Genomic DNA, 22,974 nt, shown 5'->3' on the forward strand with positions numbered 1-22,974 from the left:
CCTGCTGAGGAAAGCAAGCAGAGAGAACGGACATGGGATGGGTAATGATGAGCGAGCGCGACGTCCACCGGATCGAGGTGTTGGCGCAGGTCGATGATGGACGGCTGAGTGTCCAGAACGCCGCGAACCTGTTTGACGTGACCAGACGACAGATGTTTCGGTTGCTCAAGACGTACCGCACCGAAGGCGGCGCCGGGATCCGGCACAAGGCGCGCGGCAAGGCGCCTAACAATTAGATCCATGACGCCAAGCGCGACTATGCCGTAGCCCTGGTCAAAGAAAAGTATGAGGATTTCGGACCGACACTGGCGGCCGAGATGCTGGCGGACCATCACGGGTTCAAGGTCTCGCGTGAGACATTGCGCAAATGGATGCAGGACGCAGGTCTGTGGTTGTCACGCAAGCAGCGCCGCACATTCCATCAGTCCAGATCACGCCGTGAATGTTTTGGCGAACTGATTCAGATCGACGGGTCGGATCATCGCTGGTTCGAGGATCGCGCCGATCCCTGCACCCTGCTCGTCTTCATCGACGCTGCGACCAGCATGTTGATGGAATTGCGGTTCGTTCCCTCGGAAAGCACGTTCAATTATTTCGAGGCCTTGGAAAGCTACCTGCTCAAGTACGGCCGCCCCGTTGCGTTCTACAGCGACAAACACACGGTCTTTTAGGTTTCAAAGCCGAACCAGCACATGACGCGCATGACCCAGTTCGGTCGCGCACTGGCCGAGCTGAACATCGAGATACTGTGCGCCAATAGCAGCCAGGCCAAAGGCCGCGTAGAGCGCGCCAACCGCATTTTGCAGGATCGGCTGGTCAAGGAACTGCGTCTCGCCGACATATCCTCAATCGAAGACGGAAACGTATTTCTTCCGGGCTTCATAGAGCGCTACAACGCCAAATTCGCAAAGGCCCCGGCCCGGTCGGATAACCTGCACCGGGCTTTGAACATTGCACCTGACCGATTGAGTGAAGTCTTTTGCCTGCGCGACAATCGCCACGTGACCAAGGATCTGATGCTCAAATACGACCGCAAACGGATCAAGTTGGGGGTGAACGATCTGACACGCGACCTTGCCGGGACATATGTCGATGTCTACGAACTGGCCGACGGACACATTCAGGTCCGCACCAAAGGTGTCGCCCTGCCCTACACGATCATGAACCCCGAGCGCCGGATCACCCATGCCGCGATCACCGAGAACAAGCACCTCAGCGTCGTGCTGGCCCATATCAAGAAGGAGCAGGACAAGGCTGCACCAAAGCCGAAGGTCAAACCGGTCAGTGCCAAGAACGGCTACATCAAGAATGGTCGCTCACCCGGCCGACCGTCCAAGCTGGACTTGTATTACGCAGCAAAACGCGCCGCGGCGGCACAGACCGGGTCCGAAAGCTAACGTTGGATAATTTCGCCAGTGGTCGGCTATGCGGACACAACTGCCGTTAGCGGCGGTTGCGTCAAGGTCCGCTTTGTCGATAAGACAATCAGTACTGCGAACGAAGTTCAATCCGATTGACGTATTGGTCTGCATCAAACTGAATATCAAAGCTCCATTGAATCAAAACTTCATCAACAAAACACCCCGGAAAAGCAAACGACTGCATCGCTTCGACCGGGTATTTCGGGAGGCGGCCCAAGATATTCACAACCTGTGCGCGCGACATGCCAACGTGCAGTCCTGACGGTGTGACCCAATCCGGCTTTGTGGCAATTAATTCATGCATTTGATCATCGCCGACAAAGACTTCCAGACCGTTATGTGCAAACCATTCCTGTACTATATCAACACCACTGCTAAGGCGGGTTTGGAGCGACGGAAATCGGTCAGAAAATGTATCGACATTACCCAACAGCTGGACTCCGCTGAATGCAAACTCACTGCGCGGCATACAATCATGCGAGCCATTGAAGGTTTCCGTCGTCAAAATTGGTTGGATATTTCTTGCGGCTTCTTCGAAATGCTCCGTGTCCCAGAACCACTTTTCTTCGCTAAGATCCCAGGTAAGCCCAGCCGCCGTTTTCTGATCATAGATACCAGCACCAAAGGCGTATGATACCGTGTCGGGGATACATTCTAACCGCTTCAGTTCTTCGCCATTTTGAGTAATGCTGATCCAGCCAAAGCGTTGTTCCTCGTCCGACATCTGCTCTTCTTCCGAAAAGGGGCGATCAAAACCAGCGCCGACCTCATAGGCATATTCACCATTGCGAAAAACTGTGTACTCCCAAATCGCTCTGCCAATTCCAGACCATGGGACATATTCGGCATTAAGAATTGTATCGGTGAGCTTCAATTCAGGTGTTTCACCAATTGGGCCGTAATTGTACTCAACCCGTTCGCTATCAAAACACACAGAAACCTCGGTGCCGCGTTCCGCAATTTGGCATGAGGTGAAGAGATCTAACCCGGCTGAGCAATAAGCCAATGCCGCTGTGGATAGTGTGGGATACAAAATAAGTGCCCCAAGAAAAATTCGGAACATGGATGCCCTCGCCGCTGTATTGTGACCGCTGGTCATTAACTCATACACACCAGATAGGCAAAGATATACGCCCAATTCTAGACATAAGCTGCGACATAGAAAATCCGTAGTTTGGGCTCACTGCCGACTTTCGCCGCGCCGGCACACGAAATTGGCGCGAAGTGGGAAGGCGAGCGGTGGTAGTGCGGACGAAGCTGCCCTTTGCTGCAACTGTTGAAAACAGCCGGTTTCCAACCAAACTCTCTGCCATAATTTACATGCCTTGGGGGGGGAGGATTACGGGGTTCAAGAAGTGTTAGCTAGACTGAGAGCTACATGCTAAATTACGGACGCCATAAATAGCTTCAATCGGCACGCGCACGGGCGATAAGAAATCTCCAGTCGCAAGCCAGCTTGAGTTGCTCGCCTCCTGGCAATCTATTGATAGCACTCCCAAAAAATACTCGAGCTTTCCATCTCCAGCGACATAAAAGTCAACATTGCTTTGTCGATGGCTACCTAACTTCTGAACAAACCAATCCTAGACGTAGACACCTCCAGCTGGTTGAGTGAAGATGAGCTCAAGCGATGATCCCTTTGATTGCGCGGAAACTGAAGTTCACAAAAAAGATAAAGCTATTTCCATCACAATAATATTCAATTTCATTTGAAGCCCGTCGGTAATTGATGGTGGTAAGTTGCTGTCTGTAAAAGATTTTGCAATTATCACTTGAACTATTCCCCGCCGCACCTTTAGCGTAAATTATGCCGCCACCATACGTGTGGCCGACCCTTCTTGGGATGCCGCTATTTCTCTTGGGATTATGATAGCCACCAATGATACTTTGTTTTTATAGCGGTAAGATTAATTTCATTTAAGAAATATCAAAATTTAGAATAAATGGCTTTACAGAGCATGGTGTTAGCTAGGAAACGGACGGCCGTGCTTTTGATATCAGCATGGCAGGTAATTTTGCACAAATAGCGACTGTTCAGTTTTGTGCCTGCTTTTGACAGGAAGAGGACATCTGTGAGAAGAACAACCTGTTATTTAGCATCTATTTGCACGTAAAAATTTTGCGCATTGAATGAAAGCCTTGTGCTCCGCCCGATGAGGCCATCGTAAGAGAATTGTCTAGGTTTTGTCATTCCGTCTCCAATCCTAGTTTTAGCGCAGGCGCTAGTTCTACAGGCTATGGTGCAAAACGAGCCTTAGTTGCCAATGGGTGAGCGATCTTTATGAATAGCTCTAAATAAGAAAAAATGGAGGGGTTTGGATTTGAAATATAAATATCTAGTGTTAATCGGGAAGCTCTAGCATTGCAAAACCTATAAAATACCAAGCCCACAGCAGTGAAAGTGTGACCGCGCTAACGATTGCGAGCCCACGGGTGAACCCCGTGGTTTTGATGGCGAGTATGACACAATATATAGCTATTATTGGTAAAGTTATGATGATTGGCAAGATAAATACCTTTTTCTCGAATAATAAGCCTTTTTGTAGCACAAAAACTTTAAACCACTATGGATACTGCAGTGCAACTAATCTCATCTTTTAATATCGTATTTTTTCGCCGCCTCTTCCGCGGTTGAGCAAGATGTCCCTATGGGGTGCTATGTAAGAGATTATCCCGCGACCACCTTGCACAAAACCCGGAGCAGGTGGTCGACCGCATGAGCATTCTGTTCAGTCAAGAACGCTGGGGAGTCGTCGCTGATGTTCAGGTTCTACTCGCAGATCAAGGTCATGCAGCGCGTGATAAAAATGGCGGAATGCGAGTTTCAGAAGTCGCTAGCAACTACAATAAATCATTAGTTTTTTTTCTAAAATACAATGGTGGTATATTTGACGTAATATCGAACAAGGCCTCCAGGATCGTGATTGAGACCAGTTGGTTCCGTCTTTCTGATAATGGGTGCGGCGAGGGTGGAATTTACTCGACCTTAGATGAAGACGGTCGCTCGATCACGCGATATAAATCGTTTAAGTCCGACAGCGCCGAATGCCAGTGGTAGAGCACGCCAAAAATGCGTTTAGTAAGCCGTCGTTCTGCCTCAGAAAAGCCCTGTATTCCGACTGCCAAAAACCCTGATCAAAGCTCAAACAGTTATTGAAGGTTTTTAACCCTCACATGATAACAGACATTAGCTGCGTTGGAGAAATTTAATAGAGAGGGCTCATTCTGGACCTTCGCCGCGTCTCGCCCGAACGTCCGCTTGGCAATCCCGCAAGGCTTATCATCCCTGCGATACTTGAGGTCTCCGGGCCGCTAAACCTTGCTGCCGCCGGCGCTCCTGGTGACATTCCTGCTTTGCGCAGCGGATGACATTTCTGGATGGTTGCAACAGATCGGCACCGCAGGTGTAGGCTGTTCTGCACTCACTCCCTGCGCGGTGTGCGTCACTCGTCTTGGGCCGCCTGCAGCCCTTGCTGTGCAAACAGTGGAACGTAACGGCCCAGCTTTGCAGCTTTTTCAGGATTGGATGCATTGCCTTCTTGGCCGCGTTTCTTAACGCCTTGCAGGATCGCGGCCATGCGGAAAAAGCAAAACGCGAGGTAAAAGCCGAAGCCGTCGATCCCGTCCAACCCGCGCCGCGCGCAGTATGCCGCGATAAACGCGGCGTCTGATGGCAGTCCAGCGGCCTTTCGGTCGACGCCTGCCAACCCGCGCCCGTCCGCACCCGGAGGCATGCGCCATTGCATGATGACGGCCGCCAGATCGGCAAAGGGATGTCCCAGCGTCGATAGCTCCCAATCCAACACCGCCACGACATCGCTGCCGTTTTTAGAAAACAATAAATTATCGATGCGGTAGTCGCCATGCACCAAGGTCCGGCGACCGTCATCCGCCGGGGTATGCGCCTCTAGCCAGGTTATCAGATCCTCCATCGCGGGGATCGTTTCGGTTGCGGTGGCGCGGTATTGCTTGACCCAGCGCGCGATCTGGCGCGCGTAATAATCGCCGCCCGGGCCGTATTCGCCGAGGCCCACGGCCTGCAGGTCCACATCATGGATGGCGGCCAGTGTTGCGTTCATGGAATCGATAATCGCCGCGCGTTGCGGCGGTGTCTGTTCTGGCAAACGCGGATCGTCAAAGCTGCGGCCATCAATGTGATCCATCAGGTAGAACGGCGCGCCGATGACGTTATGATCCTCGCAAAGCAAATGCATCTGCGGCACCGGAACGTCGGTGCCCTGCAAGGCCTGTTGCACTGCAAATTCACGCTCGACAGCATGTGCCGATTTCAGCAGAATGCCCCCCGGCTTGCGGCGCAAGACATATGACCCCGCCACAGTATCAATTCGGAAGGTCGGGTTTGACTGCCCGACGGCAAAGCGGTGCACTGCAACATCGCCGTCCAGCCCCGGCAGACGGCCATCGACCCAGGTGGCTACGGCCTTTACATCAAGATCCTCTGCCATCTAATTGTCTTCCTTTGCATATTTCTTCAGCTCTGCTCGCGCGATCTGCCTGCGATGCACTGCATCGGGACCATCAGCAAAGCGCAGCGTGCGCAGCTGGGTCCACATCCACGCCAGCGGCGTATCCTGACTGACCCCCATGCCGCCGTGCATCTGCATCGCCTCGTCGACGACACGCAACGCCATCAGCGGCGCTGCAACCTTGATCATGCTGATCCAGGGTTGGGCGGCACGGGTTCCGGCGGTGTCCATCATCCAGGCGGCTTTCAGGCACAGCAGCCGCGTCGCCTCGATCTGGATACGGGCGTCGGCGATGATGTCAAAGTTAGCACCCAATTCGGCCAGCGATTTGCCAAAGGCGCGGCGCGAAACAGCGCGTGCGCATAGCAGTTCCAGCGCCCGCTCAGCCTGCCCGATGGCCCGCATACAGTGATGGATACGTCCCGGCCCAAGCCGCCCCTGCGCAACCTCGAACCCGCGTCCCTGCCCCAGCACCATGTGATCCGCAGGCACCCGCACATCGCGAAATTCCAGATGCATATGCCCGTGCGGCGCGTCATCATGGCCAAAGACCTGCATGGGCCGCAAAATGCGTAGCCCCGGCGTGTCCATATCCATCAAGAACATGGAATGACGCTGGTGTTTGGCCGCCGCCGGATCGGTCTGCGCCATCACGATGATCAACTTGCAACGCGGATCACCCGCACCGGAAATCCACCACTTCTGACCGTTCAGGACAAAGTCATCGCCGTCCCGCACCGCTTGCAAGGCAATGTTGGTGGCATCGGATGATGCGACATCGGGTTCGGTCATGGCGTAGGCTGATCGGATTTCGCCGGCAAGCAAAGGCTTTAGCCAGCGTTCTTTATGCGCCGCGCTGCCGTAGCGTTCCAGCACTTCCATATTGCCGGTGTCGGGGGCGTTGCAGTTAAACACCTCGGCCGCGAGGGTCGATTTGCCCATCTCTTCGGCCAGATAGGCATATTCCACTGTCGTCAGGCCAAAGCCTGCGTCGCTGTCCGTCAGCCAAAAGTTCCACAGGCCGCGGTCCTGCGCGGACTGCTTCAAGCCGTCGATAATCGCAATCTGCCGTTGCGTCATGGCAAAGCGGCCGTCCGGGTGCTGGCCCACCTGTGCGGCGTATTCCGCCTCTCGCGGCGCGATCTGCGTGGCAATCATATCCTTGACCGCTGCAATCAAAGGCGCTGCGCGGTCGCTGATCCCCAAATCCATAACCTGTTCCATCCCGTTCAAATACATGCATTTTTTGACGGTTCATACCGCTGCATGCGGCACCCTGCCCGGCCTTGCCCGGCGCGGGTGCGCCCCCCTGATCGATACCTTATGCCCCTGCGGCCCTGTGGCAACCCTTGCGATATTGTTTCCCCGCACCGCGCGCGGTAAACCCTACGCAACTTTTCAGGGAGCGGTACATGAGCAAGAGTGAAATCGGCCTTTTGGGCCTTGGTACAATGGGCGCCGCGCTTGCGCTGAATATTGCGGATAACGGGTTCGACATCGCCGTCTACAACCGCACCGCGTCGGTGACACAAGAGTTCAAGGCGACCGCTGGCGATCTTTCCCCCCGCATTACCGCGACCGAAACGCTGGAAGACTTCGTCGCCAGCCTGAAATCGCCGCGGGCGATCATTCTGATGGTGCCAGCGGGTGATGCGGTCGATCAGCAAATCGCGGCGCTGCGCCCGCTGCTGGACGACAACGACCTGATCATCGACGCTGGCAATGCCAACTTTCACGACACCAACCGCCGAGCCGTGGCAGCCGGTGACAAGCCCTTTTTGGGCATTGGCGTGTCGGGCGGCGAAGAAGGTGCCCGCTTTGGCCCGTCGATCATGGGCGGCGGCAACAAGGAATCCTGGGACCGCGTGGCCCATATCCTGACTGCGATTTCCGCCAAGCACGACGGCACCCCCTGCGCGACCTGGATGGGTGAGCAAGGTGCCGGCCACTTCGTCAAGGCGGTGCACAACGGCATTGAATACGCCGATATGCAAATGATCGCAGAGGTTTATGGCATCCTGCGCGATGGGATGGGGATGGACAATGACGCTATCGCCGATGTCTTTGACCGTTGGAACACCGGGCCACTTTCGTCCTATCTGATCGAAATATCGGCCCGCGTGGCAGAGGCGAAGGATACCGAAACAGGCCGCCCGCTGCTGGATATCATCACCGATGCCGCAGGACAGAAAGGCACCGGCCGTTGGACCGCGATCGAGGCGCAGCACCTTGGGGCCCCCGTCCCCGCAATCGAAGCTGCGGTTGCCGCGCGCAATCTGTCCGCCGCACGCGATCTGCGCCAGACCGGCGAGGATATATTTGGCGCCGCCCCGCAGGCGTTGAACGGTGCGTTGACGGTTGAGCAGCTGGAACAGGCGCTGATCGCGGGCAAGATTATCTGCTACGCACAGGGCTTTACCATGATTAGCGGCGCGTCGGACCAGTTCGACTGGAACCTGCCGTTGCCCCAGATCGCAGAGGTTTGGCGGGCGGGCTGCATTATCCGGTCAGTGATGCTGGATGACATGGCCAAGGCGCTGGCGACGGACCCTGACAAAAACCTGATGTTCGCCAATACGTTCGCGGAACATCTAAAGGAAACGCATGGCGCATTGCGTGCCGTTGTGGCGCAAGCTGCGCTCCACGGTCTGGCAGTTCCGGCGCTGTCGTCCGGACTTGCGTATTTCGACACCATGCGCACCCACCGCGGCACGGCAAATATGTTGCAAGGCCAGCGCGACTATTTTGGTCGTCACGGGTTCGAGCGGCTGGACCGTGACGGCAAGGGCTTTCACGGGCCATGGGCCGACTAAGGCGGGACAGTTTAGGGTTTCACTACTAGGCCGGGCGGCGTCGTTGTCAGACGTTCGCACCCGGTGGCGGTGATCAGGATCGGCTCTGTCATCTCGATCCCGCCGTCGTCCAACCACAGCGCGGGCATGAAATGAAAGGTCATGCCCGCCTGCAACACCGTCGTATCGCCCGCCCGCAAGGACATGGTGCGTTCGCCCCAATCGGGCGGATAGGACATGCCAATGGCATATCCGACGCGGCTGTCCTTCTGGAACCCGTGGCGGGCTAGCGTGCCGTTAAACACGCGGGCCAGATCCTCGCAGCGCAGGCCGGGCGCAGCGGTGCCAAGCACCGCCTGCGTGGCATCCGCGACGGCAGCCTCGGCCGCGCGGTATGTGTCAGGCACATTGCCAAGAAACAAGGTTCGCGACTGCGGACATTGGTAGCGCCTGTAAGCCCCTGCAATTTCAAAAAATGTCGGCACATCGCGCAGTAGCGGGCTGTCGTCCCATGTCAGATGCGGGGCTGTTGCATCGCGCCCTGACGGGGCCATCGGTACAATGGCCGGATAATCGCCCCAGTAACCGTCTGCGCCTTCGATACCCGCCGCCATGATCTGGGCCACCAGCATATTCTTGGGCATCCCCGGCTCTGCCAGTTCGGCAATTCGGTCGTGCATTCGCGTGACAATGGCCCCCGCGCGGCGCAGATAGGTAATCTCTGCAGGCGATTTTACCGCGCGGCACCAGTTCACCAGCGCGGTGGCGTCGACAGGATCGACCTGCGGCATCTGGTTTAGGATTGTCCTGTAAGCTGCTGCAGTAAAATAATAATTATCAAATTCAAACCCGACGCGGCCCCGGTCCCATCCGCAGTCTTTGATCAAGGCGCAGAGGTCCAGCATCGCGTGCTGGTCCGGGTTTTGCACATAGCTGTCGTCGTAGCCGTGAATTGCTGCGTCCGGCATCCAGGCCGTGCGCAGCGCGCCTGCGGCATCCATGCCGCGACCCCACCAGTGCGGCGGTCCATCCGGCCCCACAAGCACGCCCTGATGCACATAAAAGGACCAGCCGTCATAGCCGGTCAGCCAACCCATGTTGCTGGGGTCGGTGATGAACAGAACATCCAGTCCGACGCGGTCCATCGCGGCCCGCACGCGGAACAAACGGTCTGCATATTCGGCGGCGTCAAAGGAAGGGTTCGGGTGGGTCATGCATTACCATGATCCCGCCCTGCCCATTCTGGCAACGATTATCCCAGCGCGTAGCCCGCGCCGCGCACCGTGCGCACCGGATCGCTGCCGCCAGAGGCGGTTAGCGCTTTTCTAAGGCGCCCGACATGCACATCCACCGTACGGGTGTCGACATAGATGTCACGGCCCCAGACCCGGTCCAGCAATTGGTCCCGCGACCAGACCCGGCCCGGCTTTTCCATAAAGGTGGACAGCAGGCGAAATTCGGTCGGGCCAAGTTTCAGCGCGCTGCCGTCGCGGCTGACACGGTGGGTTTCGGCATCCAGCAGGATGTCGTCAAAGGCCAGCACCTGCCCCACGGTCGTTGGCCGTACGCGGCGCAGCTGGCTGCGCACGCGGGCCATCAGCTCGGTCACGGAATAGGGCTTGGTGACATAATCGTCCGCGCCGGTTTCCAGGCCGCGGACCTTGTCCACCTCTTCTGACCGGGCCGACAGCATGATGATCGCGATATTGCGGGTCGCGGGATCAACCTTGAGCCTGCGGCAGACCTCGATCCCTGTCACGCGGGGCAGCATCCAGTCCAGCACAATCACATCAGGCGGATCTTCAGAGACCATCAGCAGCCCCTCCTCGCCGTCTTCGGCGCGGGTGACGCGAAAGCCTTCGGCTTCAAGGTTGTAAGCTAGAACCTCGCGTTGCGCTTCTTCGTCTTCGACGATCAGAACGTGGGGTTGGGCTGCCATCTGTTCACTCCGGCGATGTCATATAGGCGGTCTTGTCGCTTTTCGGACGCGCCTCTTCGGGCATTTCGCCGGTGATCAGATAGATCACCTGCTCTGCCATATTGGTGGTCAGATCGCCCATGCGTTCGATGTTTTTCGCCATGAAATGCAGGTGCATACAGGCGGTGATGTTGCGCGGGTCTTCCATCATAAAGGTCAGGAATTCGCGGAACAGCGCGTTGTACATCTGGTCAACGTCCTGGTCGTGCTGGCGCACGTCCTCGGCCATCTGAATGTCGCCTTTGACATAGGCGTCCAGCGTGTCCTTCAACATGCCTTGCACTTCGCGGGCCATACGGCGCAAGGATGTCTCTGCCCCGGCGATGGGCGACATATCAACCAGAACGGATGTCCGCTTGGCCATGTTTTTCGCATAATCGCCAATGCGTTCCAGCGAGGCTGCCAGCCGCAGCACGGTCAGCAGGGTCCGCAGGTCCTTGGACACTGGTGCACGCAGGGCGATGGTGCGGGCGGCAGCTTCGCTGATTTCCATCTCCAGCGCGTCGATGGCCTTGTCGCCGGCGCGCACCTTTTGCGCCAGTTCCAGGTCCCGGGTGGCCAGGCTTTCGGCCGCCTGCAGGATGGCGTCTTCGACCAGTCCGCCCATTTTGAGGATCAGCGTGGTGATCGCATCCAGATCGCGATCATAGGCCGAAGAAATGTGTTGGTCATGCATGTCAGCCGCTCCTTACCCGATCCGGCCCGAGATATAGCTCTCGGTGCGGGGGTCTTCTGGGTTGGTGAAAATCTTGTCGGTTTCCGCATATTCCACCATGTCGCCAAGGTGGAAAAACGCGGTCTTTTGACTGACGCGCGCAGCTTGCTGCATCGAGTGCGTGACGATGACGACGGAATAGTTCTGCCGCAGCTCGTCGATCAGCTCCTCGACCTGCGCGGTGGCGATCGGGTCAAGGGCAGAGCAAGGCTCGTCCATCAGCAGCACTTCGGGTTCGGTCGCGACAGCGCGGGCGATGCACAGACGCTGCTGCTGGCCGCCGGACAATCCGGTGCCGGCCTCGTGCAGGCGGTCCTTGACCTCGTCCCAGATGGCACCGCGGCGCAGGGCGCGTTCAACGATGTCGTCCAGATCGGATTTGTTGCGGGCCATGCCGTGAATTTTGGGGCCGTAAGCCACGTTGTCATAGATCGACTTTGGGAACGGGTTCGGCTTTTGAAACACCATGCCGACCTTGGCGCGCAGCTGCACCGGATCGACGCGGGGGTCGGTGATGTCTTCGCCGTCGATCAGGATGTTGCCGGTCACGCGGGCAATATCGATGGTGTCGTTCATGCGGTTCATGCAGCGCAGGAACGTGGATTTGCCGCAGCCCGACGGGCCGATAAAGGCGGTGACGGTCTTGTCTGCAATTTCCACGCTAACGTTTTTGATGGCGTGCTTTTCGCCATAATACACGTTCACGTCGCGGGCAGAGATTTTGATGTCCTGGGTTCCGGTCATGGCCCTATCCATATGATACATATCTTCCATTTCAGCACCCTTACCAGCGGCGTTCAAAGCGGCGGCGCAGAATGATCGCCACCGTATTCATAATCAGCAAGAACACCAACAGTGTGATGATGGCCCCCTGCGCACGTTCGACGAAGGCGGGGTCAGCGCGCTGCGTCCAGTTGTAGACCTGCACCGGCAGCGCGGCTGCGGGATCGAACAGACCCTCTGGCGGTGCGCTGGGGAAGTCGCGCACGAAGGCGACCATGCCGATCAGCAGCAAGGGGGCCGTTTCACCCAGCGCCTGCGCCAGGCCCAAGATCGTGCCGGTCAGGATACCGGGCAGCGCCAGTGGCAGGACGTGATGGAACACGGTCTGCATCTTGGATGCGCCAATGCCAAGCGCGGCAGAGCGGATCGACGGCGGCACGGATTTCAGAGAGGCCCGCGTTGCGATAATGATCGTCGGCAGGGTCATCAGGGTCAGCACAAGGCCGCCCACGATGGGGGCCGATTTCGGCAGTCCCGCAAAGTTGATGAAAATCGCAAGGCCAAGGATACCGAACACGATCGACGGCACAGCGGCAAGATTGGCGATGTTCACCTCGATGATATCGGTCCAGCGGTTCTTTGGCGCGAATTCTTCTAAATAGATGCTAGCCGCGACGCCGATGGGCAGGGCCAGCACCAGCACGACCATCATCATGTAAAGCGAGCCGATGATCGCGACGCCAAGGCCCGCTGCCTCTGGCCGGTTTTCCGATGCGTCTGCGGCGGTCAGGAACGCCCAGTTGAACTTGGTGCGCAGCACGCCCGCGTCTTTCAGCTGGTCGGCCAGTTGCAACTGCTCTGGCGAGACGTTGTTGTCCAGCGCGGCAGAGGCCATGGTCACGCGGCCTTTAAAATAGCCATCAATGCGCCCGCCTGCCAGAAAGTCGAACGATACGGTATCGCCGATTTCCTCTGGGTTGGCGAGGACATAGCGGCGCAGCTGGGCCGCCCCTTCGGGGGAAATCAGCTCTGCCGCGGTCTTGGGCGTCATGCCTTCGATGCCAATGTTTTCCTGCTCGAATATTGTCTCGAACGCCTTTTGGATCAGCGGGGCGTAGCCAAAGGTTGATACCTTGGCGATGTCTTCCATCGCGCCGGTGCCGTTCTTGTCCAGCTTGGCCGGGTCCAGATAGATGTCCATCGTGATGAAGGTCTGGCGGAATGCGGACGATCCGTTAATCAGCACAGAGGCCAGCAGCGTCACCAGCGCCAGCACCGCGATACCGATGGCCACCACGCCATACAGGCGAAAGCGTTTTTCGGCGGCGTTACGTTTCTTGGTGCGGGCGTCCTGCACCATCAGTGATGATTTCTTGCGCGGGCCGGGGGCCGCGCCTGTATTGCTCAGGTCGGTCATTCGTACTGCTCCCGGTATTTGCGCACAATAACCAGTGCGATGATGTTCAGCCCCAGCGTCACGACGAACAGCGACAGGCCAAGGGCAAAGGCGACAAGGGTTTCGGGCGATGCAAATTCCGTATCGCCGGTCAGCTGGCTGACGATTTTCACGGTGATGGTTGTCATCGCCTCAAAGGGGTTGGCGCTGATCTTGGCCGCGGCCCCTGCCCCCAGCACGACGATCATCGTCTCTCCGATGGCGCGGCTGGCGGCCAGCAGGATCGCACCGACGATGCCGGGCAGTGCGGCAGGCAGGATCACCTTGCGCACGGTTTCCGAATGGGTCGCGCCAAGCCCCGACGATCCGTCACGCATCGACTGCGGCACGGCGTTGATGACATCATCCGACAGGGACGACACAAAGGGGATCAGCATGATGCCCATGACAACGCCGGCGGTCATGACAGAGGAAGACGAATTTCCCAGGCCAAGCGGCTGCGCGAAATAGTCCCGCAACAAGGGGCCGACGGTGACAAGGGCGAACAGACCGTAAACGATGGTCGGAATACCGGCCAGCACCTCGATCGCGGGTTTAACAAAGGACCGGACCATCGGGCTTGCGTATTCAGCGGTATAGATCGCCGCCATCAGGCCAATCGGCACGGCAAACAGCAGCGCGATAAAGGAAACATATAGCGTGCCCCAAAGCAGCGGCAGGATCCCAAGGTCAGAGCCGCCACGGAACTGCGGGTTCCACGTCAGGCTGAAGAAGAAGTCTTTTGCCGGATAGAGCTGGAAGAAATGCCAGGTTTCGAACACCAGCGACAGCACGATGCCCACGGTCGTCAGGATTGCGATACTGGAACAGGCGATCAGCAGCAGTTTGATCGCATATTCCGACACATTGCGCGCGCGGTAGTCCGGGTTGATGCGACTATAGGCATATGCCGCCCCGGCCAGACTGGCGATAATGACCAGCACGGACCGGATCAGGTTCATCGTATCGGTGGTGCCGCGATAGCTTTTTGCTGCCTCGAACACGCTGCGGTTCACGTCCGACCCCAGCGCCACGCCGACACCGGCCAGCAGCCCGCGCACGTCAACCTCTTGTGCGTCCATCGTGGCGATGTCGCTTTCGCTTTGACCGCCGATGCCGACCAGCGTGTCGATGCCGCCCGCGATGCGGCGCACGTCAGCCATGACCAGTTCGCGCGAACTGCCCGCCGCGACGTCGGCAGGCTCGATCATGCCAGAGATGCGGCTTTCAACATAAATCGGCTGGGCCAGCATCCAGACCACGAGCAACAGCAACGCGGGTGCGGCGGCAAAGATAAAGGCCGTCTGACCGTAATAGCCGGGCAGCGAATGCAGCTTGCGTGGATCGCCCCCCGCGGTGGCCATGGCGCGCCTCCGTCCCAGCACGAAGCCGGCAGAGGCGATCAGGACGACGATAAGAAGGACGAGACCGACGCTCATGGCTGTTCCATTCGTTAGGCAGAAAAACGGGCGCCGCCAGACATGGCAGCGCCCGCAGGTTTTAGTGGATTATTCCAGCGGACCCATCGGGGTTTCGGTTGCGACCATTTCCTGAACCATGGCCAGTTCCGGATCGGACACCAGACCATAGGCAGCCAGTGGGCCATCGGGGCCGGCCATGTCATCGGACACGAAGAATTCGACGTATTCTTTCAGGCCGGGGATCACGCCCAGGTGTGCGTTCTTGACGTAGAAGTACAGCGGACGGGACACAGGGTAGTCGCCCGATGCCACAGTTTCGGTCGATGGGACGACGCCGTCCATCGTTGCGACCTGCAGCTTGTCGGTGTTGTTCTCGTAGAAGGACAGACCGAACACGCCGACAGCTTCGGGGTTGGCAGCCAGACGAGCCAGCGTTTCGGTGTAGTCGCCGTCGATGTCTACGGACACGCCGTCGGTGCGCAGCATGTTGCAGCCGTCTTCAACGCCGGCAGCCTCGAAGGCTTCGGCAGCGCCAGTGGCTTCGCAGCCAGCCGCGATGACTTTTTCGTCGAACACTTCACGGGTGCCGTGCTTGGTGCCGGGGATGAAGGCCAAGATTGCCTGATCGGGCAGTTCTGCGTTCACGTCGGACCATGCGGCATTGGGGTTGTCGACCAATGCGCCATCAACCATGACCTGAGCGGCCAGTGCGTTGTACCAGTCGGAGGGCGTGAAAGCGAATGCCGCACCGTTGATGTCGGAGGCAAAGACGATACCGTCATAGCCGAAGCGGACTTCCATGATTTCGGTCACGCCGTTGGCGTTGCAGGTGTCGATGTCCGACTGCTTGATACGGGAAGAGGAGTTGGCAACGTCGATGGTGTTTTCGCCCACGCCTTCGCACAGCGCCTTGCGGCCAGCGCCGGAACCGCCGCCTTCGACAACGGGTGTCGGGAAATCAAAGTTTTCGCCGAATGCTTCGGCAACGATCGTGGCATAGGGCAGCACGGTGGAGGAACCGGCAACCTGCACGTTATTGCGGGACTGGGCGATGCCAGCAGTGGCCGTGACGGCAGTGATCGCAATGGCAGAGGTCGCGATTTTCATGAAAGACATTTGTTGCTCCTGTCAGACTTCATGGGCTGCACCTTTTTGCGCAGCCGCTGCGGACCACCTAGGACCCGGCGACTACGCTTTTGTGACACTATTGTAAAAGTTATATGACAGCCCGAAAGTTAACGTATCGTCAGCTATTTAGTGCTTTGGCATTTCAGCACGCGCATATCTGGTCAGCCCGGCGGGCGCGGGGTGACGGGATCAATGAAACGTTAAGGAATCAGCTGCTTATGACTGCGGCAGTATGACAGTGAATGTCGTGCCTTGCCCAAGGGCGCTTTCGATCACAAGCCGGCCCCGGTGGCGGTTGATAATATGTTTGACGATCGCAAGGCCCAGGCCCGTGCCGCCCAGCGCCCGGCTGCGGTGCGTATCGACGCGGTAGAATCGCTCTGTCAGGCGCGGAATGTGATGTTGGGCAATTCCCGGACCCCGATCCTGCACATGCACGGCGATACCCTTGGCGTGCAGTGCATTGTGCTGCACGGGCGCATCCAGCGTGACGGTCAGGGTGCCGCCGGTGCCGCCGTATTTCACGGCATTTTCGATCAGATTGCCGAAAACCTGCCGCAACTGGTTAGCATCGCCCAGCACCGTTGCGCCGCCGGTGGCATCGTTCAACGTAACCTTGACCGTTGCTGCGGCAATCACCGGTTCCAGATCCGCCAGCGTTGCCGCAACCAGTGCACCAAGCGCAATCGCCTGAACCGGACGCTGACGCTCGCCTTCTTCTACGCGGGACAGCGACAACAGATCATCGACCAACTGGGTCATCCGCGCGCTTTCCCGTTCCATGATACCCAGAAATCGTTCACGGGCGGCGGCGTCATTGCGGGCGGCGCCGCGCAGGGTTTCGATAAAGCCCTGCAGAGCTGTCAAAGGCGTGCGCAATTCATGGCTGACATTGGCCACAAAATCGCGGCGGAACTGGCTGACTTCCTCTGCGGCTGTGCGATCCTCGAAGGTCAGAACGATTCGTCGCCCGTCGGGAATCACATGCACCGCCCATGTCGTATCCCGCGCCCCGTCCCGGCCCAGCCAGCGCGTCTGCACCGCCTGCCCCGAGCGCATCGCGGTTTCAATCGCCTCGAGCGTGACCGGCTGGCGCAGTGCGCTGATGAAATGCCGCCCCTTGATATGGTCCCCCAGCACCGCCGCCAGCGCCGGGCTGAGCCCCGCAACGATCTGGTTTTCGTCGATCAGCATCACCGGAAACGGCAGGGCGGTGACGGGAATGGTGGCGGCGCGCATGGGCATCGGATCAGCCGTTTTGCGTGGCAGCGGCGACGGCAGCGCCCAGTTCGCTGATCAGCAGATCGGCATCTTCTACTCCGACAGAGACGCGGAAAAAACCTTCGGTGATCCCCAGCGCGGCGCGTCCTTCTGGCGTCAGGCCGCGGTGCGACGACGACGGCGGGTGCGACAGCGTGGTGCCGATGTCGCCCAGCGTGGGGGCAAAGGCGATGTCTGGGGCCGCGCGGGTCAGCCGGTTCGCCGCTTCGCGCCCGCCATGCAGGGCAAAGGACACCATATTGCCGCCCTGCCCGCCCAGCAGCGCCACAGCGCGGTTGTGGTCGGGGTGGTCCGCCCGCGTCGGATACAGCACCTTGGCTACGCCCGGCAAATCCGCCAGCGCATCGGCCAAGGCCCGCGCGTTATCCTGCGCCGCGCGGTGGCGCAGGTGGAATGAATGCAGACCGCGTTCCGCCAGCCAGCAATCGAACGGGCTGGGCGTCAGGCCCCATGTGACATTGGCGTCATTGATCTGGCGGCGCAGGTCCGGGTCTTGCGTTGCGACATAACCCAGCGTGGCGTCCGAATGGCCGGCCAGCAGCTTTGTCACCGAATGCACGGTAATATCCGCGCCAGCGGCCAGCGGCAGGTACGCAGCGGGCGTCGTAAAAGTGTTGTCGACGACGACCAGAATGCCGCGCGCCTTGGCCATGGCGATGATGCCGTCCATGTCCGCCACGCGGATGGTGGGGTTGGACACGACTTCGACCAGGATCATGCGCGTGTTGGGGCGGATCGCCGCCTCCATCGCGGCAGCATCGGTGGGATCGGCTAGGGATGTTTCGATCCCCAGCCGCGGCAGATCCTGCGCCATCAATCGCAGGCTGCGGCCATACAGCTGATCGCCGCCCAGCACGTGATCGCCTGCCTTCAGCAGTCCCAGAAACACCGCGCCAATCGCCGACATGCCAGAGCCGGTGATGATCCCGCCGCCGGACGCCGGATCAACGCCTTCAAGCATGTCGATCTTTTCCGCCAGCACTTCGGCGTTCGGATGACCTTCGCGCGCATAGGTATAGCCAGAGGCATCTGCATATTGCGCATCCAGCGCGTCGGGATCGGGGCTGGAATAAACGACCGAAGGCTGCAGCGGCGTCACCACGGGGCGCGACACAGAGGTTGGCCAGCCCGTGCGACGGACAATAGACTTTAACGGGGCTTTCATCAGATTTCTTTCAAATCGCGGGCAAAACGCGCCGCATTTTCACTGTAATGAAGGGCAGAGGCCCGCAGGCCATCAATTGCCCGCTGGTCCAGATCGCGCACCACCTTGCCCGGTGCGCCGACGACTAGGCTGCCGTCCGGGATGACCTTACCTTCGGTGATCAGCGCGCCTGCACCGATCAGGCAGTTTTCGCCAATCACCGCGCCGTTCAGCACCGTCGCACCCATGCCGACCAGGCTGTTTGCACCAATGGTGCAGCCGTGCAGCATCGCCTTGTGGCCGATGGTGCAGCCGGCGCCGATGCTCAGCGGAAAGCCCATGTCGGTGTGCAGCACGCAGTTTTCCTGAACGTTGCTGCCCGCGCCGACTTGGATCAGCTCGTTATCGCCGCGCAGTACGGCCCCGAACCAGACGCTGCTGCCCGGCTCCAACCGGACGCGGCCCATCACTTGCGCATTGGGGGCAACCCAGGCGTCATCGGCTACAAAGGGTGTCACATCGCCCAAGGCATAGAGGGTCATGCACCGCGCTCCTCGAATTCGCTTTGCAGGCTGCGGACGTGGTCCAGCAGGTCGGGTTGCTGCGCGCGGCGCAGACGTTCGGCGCTGATGATGGTGCGCAGCTTTTCCTCTGTCGCGTCCAGATCGTCGTTCACAAGGACATAGTCGTAACCGTCCCAATGGCTGATCTCGTCCCAGCTTTTCTGCATCCGCTTGGCAATCGTTTCCGCGTCATCCTGCCCGCGCCCGACAAGGCGGCGGTGCAGTTCAGTGATCGACGGCGGCAGGATAAAGATCGACAAAACAGCGTCTTGCAAGTCGGAATTGCTGATTTGCTGCGCACCCTGCCAGTCTACATCGAACAGCACGTCGCGCCCCGCTTCGATCGCCTGTTGCACGGGCGCTTTGGGGCTGCCGTAGTAGTTACCGAACACCCGCGCATGTTCCAGCATGCCGCGATCATCGACCAGTTTGCGAAAGGCAGGCTCGTCCACGAAATGATAGTCGGTGCCGTCCACCTCGCCCGCCCGCGGCGCGCGGGTCGTGGCCGAGACGGAAAAGGACAGCGTGTCATCCCAAGCCATCAGCCGTTTCGCCAAGGTCGATTTGCCAGCGCCGGACGGCGATGACAGGATCACTAAAAGGCCGCGTCTTGCCAAGGGGTTACTCCACGTTTTGAATCTGTTCGCGCATCTGGTCGACGACCAGTTTCAGCGCAAGGCCAACCTGCGTCAGCTCTACATCCTGTGACTTGGCGCAAAGGGTATTGACCTCTCGGTTGAACTCTTGCGCCAGAAAATCAAGGCGGCGGCCGGCGGGGCCGTCGTCTTCGATGATGTCCCAAGCGGCGGCGACATGCGCTTTCAGGCGGTCAAGCTCCTCGGTCACGTCCTGTTTGGTGGCCAGCAGCGCCAGTTCCTGCACCAGCCGCGCATCGTCGGCGGCAGTGACTTCCATAATTTTGGCATAGGCATCGCGCAGGGCTGTGCGCACCTTGGGCTTGCGGGCCTCGGCTAGTGTGTGCGCCTGATCGATCAGGCTGCGCATCCGGTCCAGCTGGTCGGCAATGATATGCTGCAGCGCGGCCCCTTCATGGGCACGCATGGCGGTGAAATCCGCCAGCAGCGGCCCGATGTCGGTGGTCAACGCAGCGTGCTGTCCGGGGTCTGCACTGGCCGATGCCGCCTGTCCCAAAACGCCGCGCGCCGACAGGACGTCCGCCGCCGTCGGCTGGCCCAGCGTCACGCCTGCCGCAAAGGCACGTTCCTGCACCAGATCAAGGGCTTGCAAGACGCGGTCCAGCTGCGCTTCGTCGATGTTCAGCACGTCAGCATCGTCATTGCGCGTGACCTTAAGCGTGACAGTCACCGTGCCCCTGTGCAGCGCCTTTCCCAGCGCCGTGCGCAGGGTCTGGTCCAGCTTTTCCATACCGTCCGGCAGGCGCATGCGGATATCAAGCCCGCGTCCGTTCACACTGCGCAGATCCCAGTGCCAGCTGGCGGTATCGGACTGGCCGGTGCGGCTGGCATAAGCCGTCATCGAATGGGTCATTGCACTATCCCTGATTACACCGCCCCACCTAAGAGAATTCCTGCCGCGGGGGCAAGAGGCGGGCGGTGCCTCTGGCTGATTAACCCGACGCGATTAACCCGTTAAGACTTTCTTAAGTGAATTCGCTTAATTCAAAGTTTAATATTCTCTTAACGACAGCGTCCACCTGCCGCGTCAGCCGCCTGGACCGGGTCAATTCAGCAAAGAGAGTGCCATGTTTAACGTCATCGACCTGCCCCGCCGCCCCCTGTCAATGCGCCACCGTCCGCAAACCGCCGCGGCGGGCCGCCGCCTGCCGGACGCAGAACGCGCCGTGCTGCAACTGCTAGAGGATGACTGGCGCCAGATTTCCAGCGGAGAGATCGTGCCCGCCCATGCGCAGCTTGATCCCCATGCGCTGCACAATGCCCTGCCCCATGCGTTTTTGCTGCACCGCACGGCACCGGGCGCCGTGCGTATCCGCGTCGCCGGACAGCGGCTGCATGATCTGTTGCGCATGGACCCGCGCGGCATGTCGTTCGGGTGTTTTTTCGCAGAAGGGTCCCGCGATGCGGTGATGGACATTGTCGATTCCGCCTTTGACGGCCCCGCCATTGTCGGATTGCCCCTAACCGCATCACGCGGGTTGGGCCGCAAACCGATGCTGGCAGAGCTGCTGCTGCTGCCCATGATGGACGCGCAGGGTCAGGTGACACGCATGATGGGGGCGCTGGTGGCGGCGGGGCCGCTGAATAGCCGCGCCTATCGCTTTGATATCGCAGGGGATGCGGTGCTGCGCCACGACGCGTTGAACCTGCCGTTTGCCGAACGTCGCGGTGCCCGCGCGCGCCCGTTACCGGTCCAACGGCCCGCCCTGCGGCTGGTGGTCAACAACGGCTAGGGTCCGGCACCCCGCATCGCGGCGCGGACTTTGGTCAGCCCCGCAGCGGTGCCATTCAAATTCATCTGTCGCCTAACAAAAAAGGCACCCCGCAGGGTGCCTTTTCCAATTCTTGTGCAGGCGCGTCAGCTTGCTTTGGCTTGCGCCATCTTCTCGCGCCGCTCGCCCAGCTCTTCTGCGACCAGAAACGCCAGTTCCAGCGACTGGCTGGCGTTCAGGCGCGGATCGCAGGCGGTGTGGTAACGGCTCGACAGGTCCTCGTCTGTCACAGCGCGCACGCCGCCGGTGCATTCGGTCACATCCTTGCCGGTCATCTCGAAATGCACGCCGCCGGGGACGGTGCCTTCGGCGTTGTGGATGTCAAAGAATTCGCGGACTTCGCGCAGCACGGAATCGAACGGCCGGGTCTTGTAACCGGTCGAGGATTTGATCGTGTTGCCATGCATCGGATCGCAGGACCAGACGACCTTTGCGCCTTCTTCTTCGACCGCTTTGATCAGACGCGGCAGGTGATCACCAACCTGGCCTGCACCAAAGCGCGCGATCAGGGTCAGGCGGCCCGGCTCGTTTTCCGGGTTCAGCGTGTTCATCAGCGCCTTCAGGTGGCCAGACGTCATGCTGGGACCGCACTTCAGACCGATGGGGTTCATCACACCTTTGCAGAACTCGACATGCGCGCCGTCGGGCTGACGGGTGCGGTCGCCGATCCAGATCATGTGGCCAGAACCAGCCAGCCACTTGCCAGAGGTGCTGTCGACCCGCGTCAGCGCCTCTTCATATTCCAGCAGCAGCGCCTCGTGAGAAGTGTAGAACTCGACCGTTTGCAGCTCGTGGTTGGTTTCGGTGCTCAGGCCCGCGGCTTCCATGAAGTCGAGGGTGTCGCTGATCCGGTTAGCCAGATCGCGGTACTTTTCAGCCTCTGGCTTGTCGGTAAAGCCAAGCGTCCAGGCGTGAACCTTGTGCACATCCGCATAACCGCCCGTCGAAAAGGCGCGTAGCAGGTTCAGCGAGGCCGCCGCCTGCAGATAGGCCTGTTCCATACGGGCCGGATCGGGGATGCGGGATTCGGGGGTGAAATCGAACCCGTTGATGATGTCGCCGCGGTAGCTTGGCAGCTCTACGCCATTCACAACCTCGGTCGGGGCGGAACGCGGCTTGGCCATCTGGCCCGCCATCCGGCCCAGTTTCACCACGGGCACCTTGGCACCGTAGGTCAGAACCATTGCCATCTGCAGCATCACCTTGAAAGTGTCGCGGATGGTGTCTGCGCTGAATTCAGAGAAACTTTCGGCGCAATCGCCGCCTTGCAGCAGAAACGCCTCGCCCCGGCTGACCTTGCCCAGATGCGCTTTCAGGCGGCGTGCTTCGCCAGCAAACACCAGCGGCGGATAACTGGACAGCTTGCCTTCGACCAGGCCTAGTGCGGCTGCGTCGGTATATTCAGGCATCTGAACCCGCGGCTTGCTGCGCCAGTCCGATTTTTTCCAGTCCGTCATC

At 59.3% G+C, this 22,974-nt stretch carries 19 protein-coding genes and 1 pseudogene; 4 read left to right on the plus strand and 16 right to left on the minus strand.

From position 1 onward, the window contains the following. The first annotated feature begins 32 nt into the window (after positions 1-32). Positions 33-1,397: pseudogene (locus SJY10_RS08935) on the plus strand (ISNCY family transposase). An 88-nt stretch (positions 1,398-1,485) separates the two neighbouring features. Here SJY10_RS08935 and SJY10_RS08940 read toward each other — a convergent pair. Next, positions 1,486-2,484: a hypothetical protein gene (locus SJY10_RS08940; protein WP_386681693.1), complete on the minus strand. Its 999-nt coding sequence runs from the start codon at positions 2,482-2,484 to the stop codon at positions 1,486-1,488. 1,653 nt (positions 2,485-4,137) lie between these two features. Between SJY10_RS08940 and SJY10_RS08945 the strand changes: the two genes are divergently transcribed. After that, the gene (locus SJY10_RS08945) at positions 4,138-4,479 is read left to right on the plus strand and encodes a hypothetical protein (protein WP_386681695.1); all 342 of its coding nucleotides are present in this window, start codon (positions 4,138-4,140) and stop codon (positions 4,477-4,479) included. A 385-nt stretch (positions 4,480-4,864) separates the two neighbouring features. On the opposite strand, the gene SJY10_RS08950 is transcribed toward SJY10_RS08945, so the two are convergent. Together SJY10_RS08950 and SJY10_RS08955 are read right to left on the minus strand one after the other, a co-directional pair. Then, positions 4,865-5,887: a phosphotransferase family protein gene (locus SJY10_RS08950; protein WP_386681697.1), complete on the minus strand. Its 1,023-nt coding sequence runs from the start codon at positions 5,885-5,887 to the stop codon at positions 4,865-4,867. Continuing rightward, positions 5,888-7,120 carry an acyl-CoA dehydrogenase family protein gene (locus tag SJY10_RS08955; protein WP_386681699.1) on the minus strand — a complete coding sequence of 411 codons (1,233 nt, stop codon included), beginning with the start codon at positions 7,118-7,120 and terminating at the stop codon, positions 5,888-5,890. It abuts the gene before it with no gap. Positions 7,121-7,320: 200 nt separating this feature from the next. Between SJY10_RS08955 and gndA the strand changes: the two genes are divergently transcribed. Beyond that, positions 7,321-8,721, plus strand: coding sequence for an NADP-dependent phosphogluconate dehydrogenase (gene gndA, locus SJY10_RS08960; RefSeq protein WP_386681701.1), 1,401 nt, complete (start codon positions 7,321-7,323; stop codon positions 8,719-8,721). A gap of 11 nt (positions 8,722-8,732) precedes the next feature. Here gndA and SJY10_RS08965 read toward each other — a convergent pair whose 3' ends face one another. The 12 genes from SJY10_RS08965 to SJY10_RS09020 all read right to left on the minus strand — a co-directional run bounded on the left by SJY10_RS08965 (position 8,733) and on the right by SJY10_RS09020 (position 20,597). Next, positions 8,733-9,914 carry a M24 family metallopeptidase gene (locus tag SJY10_RS08965; protein ID WP_386681703.1) on the minus strand — a complete coding sequence of 394 codons (1,182 nt, stop codon included), beginning with the start codon at positions 9,912-9,914 and terminating at the stop codon, positions 8,733-8,735. 38 nt (positions 9,915-9,952) lie between these two features. Beyond that, positions 9,953-10,639 (minus strand): phosphate regulon transcriptional regulator PhoB, encoded by a 687-nt coding sequence (phoB, locus tag SJY10_RS08970; protein ID WP_386681705.1) that lies wholly within the window; start codon positions 10,637-10,639, stop codon positions 9,953-9,955. A 4-nt stretch (positions 10,640-10,643) separates the two neighbouring features. Further along, positions 10,644-11,354, minus strand: a complete 711-nt coding sequence (gene phoU / locus SJY10_RS08975; protein WP_386681707.1) for a phosphate signaling complex protein PhoU — start codon at positions 11,352-11,354, stop codon at positions 10,644-10,646. Between the two features lie 12 nt (positions 11,355-11,366). Then, positions 11,367-12,167 (minus strand): phosphate ABC transporter ATP-binding protein PstB, encoded by an 801-nt coding sequence (pstB, locus tag SJY10_RS08980; RefSeq protein ID WP_386681709.1) that lies wholly within the window; start codon positions 12,165-12,167, stop codon positions 11,367-11,369. 10 nt (positions 12,168-12,177) lie between these two features. Continuing rightward, positions 12,178-13,533 carry a phosphate ABC transporter permease PstA gene (gene pstA / locus SJY10_RS08985; RefSeq protein WP_386681711.1) on the minus strand — a complete coding sequence of 452 codons (1,356 nt, stop codon included), beginning with the start codon at positions 13,531-13,533 and terminating at the stop codon, positions 12,178-12,180. Next, positions 13,530-14,990: a phosphate ABC transporter permease subunit PstC gene (pstC, locus tag SJY10_RS08990; protein WP_386681713.1), complete on the minus strand. Its 1,461-nt coding sequence runs from the start codon at positions 14,988-14,990 to the stop codon at positions 13,530-13,532. Before pstC ends, pstA begins: the two co-directional genes overlap by 4 nt. 69 nt (positions 14,991-15,059) lie before the next feature. Next, positions 15,060-16,088: a substrate-binding domain-containing protein gene (locus SJY10_RS08995; protein ID WP_386681715.1), complete on the minus strand. Its 1,029-nt coding sequence runs from the start codon at positions 16,086-16,088 to the stop codon at positions 15,060-15,062. Between the two features lie 228 nt (positions 16,089-16,316). Further along, positions 16,317-17,345, minus strand: coding sequence for an ATP-binding protein (locus SJY10_RS09000; RefSeq protein WP_386681717.1), 1,029 nt, complete (start codon positions 17,343-17,345; stop codon positions 16,317-16,319). Positions 17,346-17,349: 4 nt separating this feature from the next. After that, on the minus strand, positions 17,350-18,546 hold the full coding sequence (locus SJY10_RS09005) for a trans-sulfuration enzyme family protein (protein ID WP_386681719.1): 1,197 nt from the start codon (positions 18,544-18,546) through the stop codon (positions 17,350-17,352). Beyond that, positions 18,546-19,067 carry a gamma carbonic anhydrase family protein gene (locus SJY10_RS09010; RefSeq protein ID WP_386681721.1) on the minus strand — a complete coding sequence of 174 codons (522 nt, stop codon included), beginning with the start codon at positions 19,065-19,067 and terminating at the stop codon, positions 18,546-18,548. Before SJY10_RS09010 ends, SJY10_RS09005 begins: the two co-directional genes overlap by 1 nt. After that, a complete protein-coding gene (gmk, locus tag SJY10_RS09015) occupies positions 19,064-19,705 on the minus strand; it encodes a guanylate kinase (protein WP_386681723.1) in 642 nt (213 codons plus the stop codon). The genes SJY10_RS09010 and gmk overlap by 4 nt, the downstream gene beginning before the upstream one ends. Positions 19,706-19,709: 4 nt before the next feature. Continuing rightward, positions 19,710-20,597, minus strand: coding sequence for a YicC/YloC family endoribonuclease (locus SJY10_RS09020; RefSeq protein WP_386681725.1), 888 nt, complete (start codon positions 20,595-20,597; stop codon positions 19,710-19,712). A gap of 214 nt (positions 20,598-20,811) precedes the next feature. Here SJY10_RS09020 and SJY10_RS09025 point away from each other — a divergent pair, with 214 nt between their 5' ends. Continuing rightward, complete coding sequence (locus SJY10_RS09025; RefSeq protein WP_386681727.1) at positions 20,812-21,477, plus strand: PAS domain-containing protein; 666 nt, start codon at positions 20,812-20,814, stop codon at positions 21,475-21,477. A 125-nt stretch (positions 21,478-21,602) separates the two neighbouring features. Here the strand turns inward: SJY10_RS09025 and SJY10_RS09030 are convergent, their stop codons facing one another. After that, entirely contained in the window at positions 21,603-22,973 is a 1,371-nt protein-coding gene (locus SJY10_RS09030; RefSeq protein WP_386681729.1) for a class II 3-deoxy-7-phosphoheptulonate synthase, read from the minus strand. Between the last annotated feature and the right edge of the window lies 1 nt (position 22,974).

This window comes from Loktanella sp. R86503 (genome assembly GCF_042466455.1).
Classification (GTDB): domain Bacteria; phylum Pseudomonadota; class Alphaproteobacteria; order Rhodobacterales; family Rhodobacteraceae; genus Loktanella.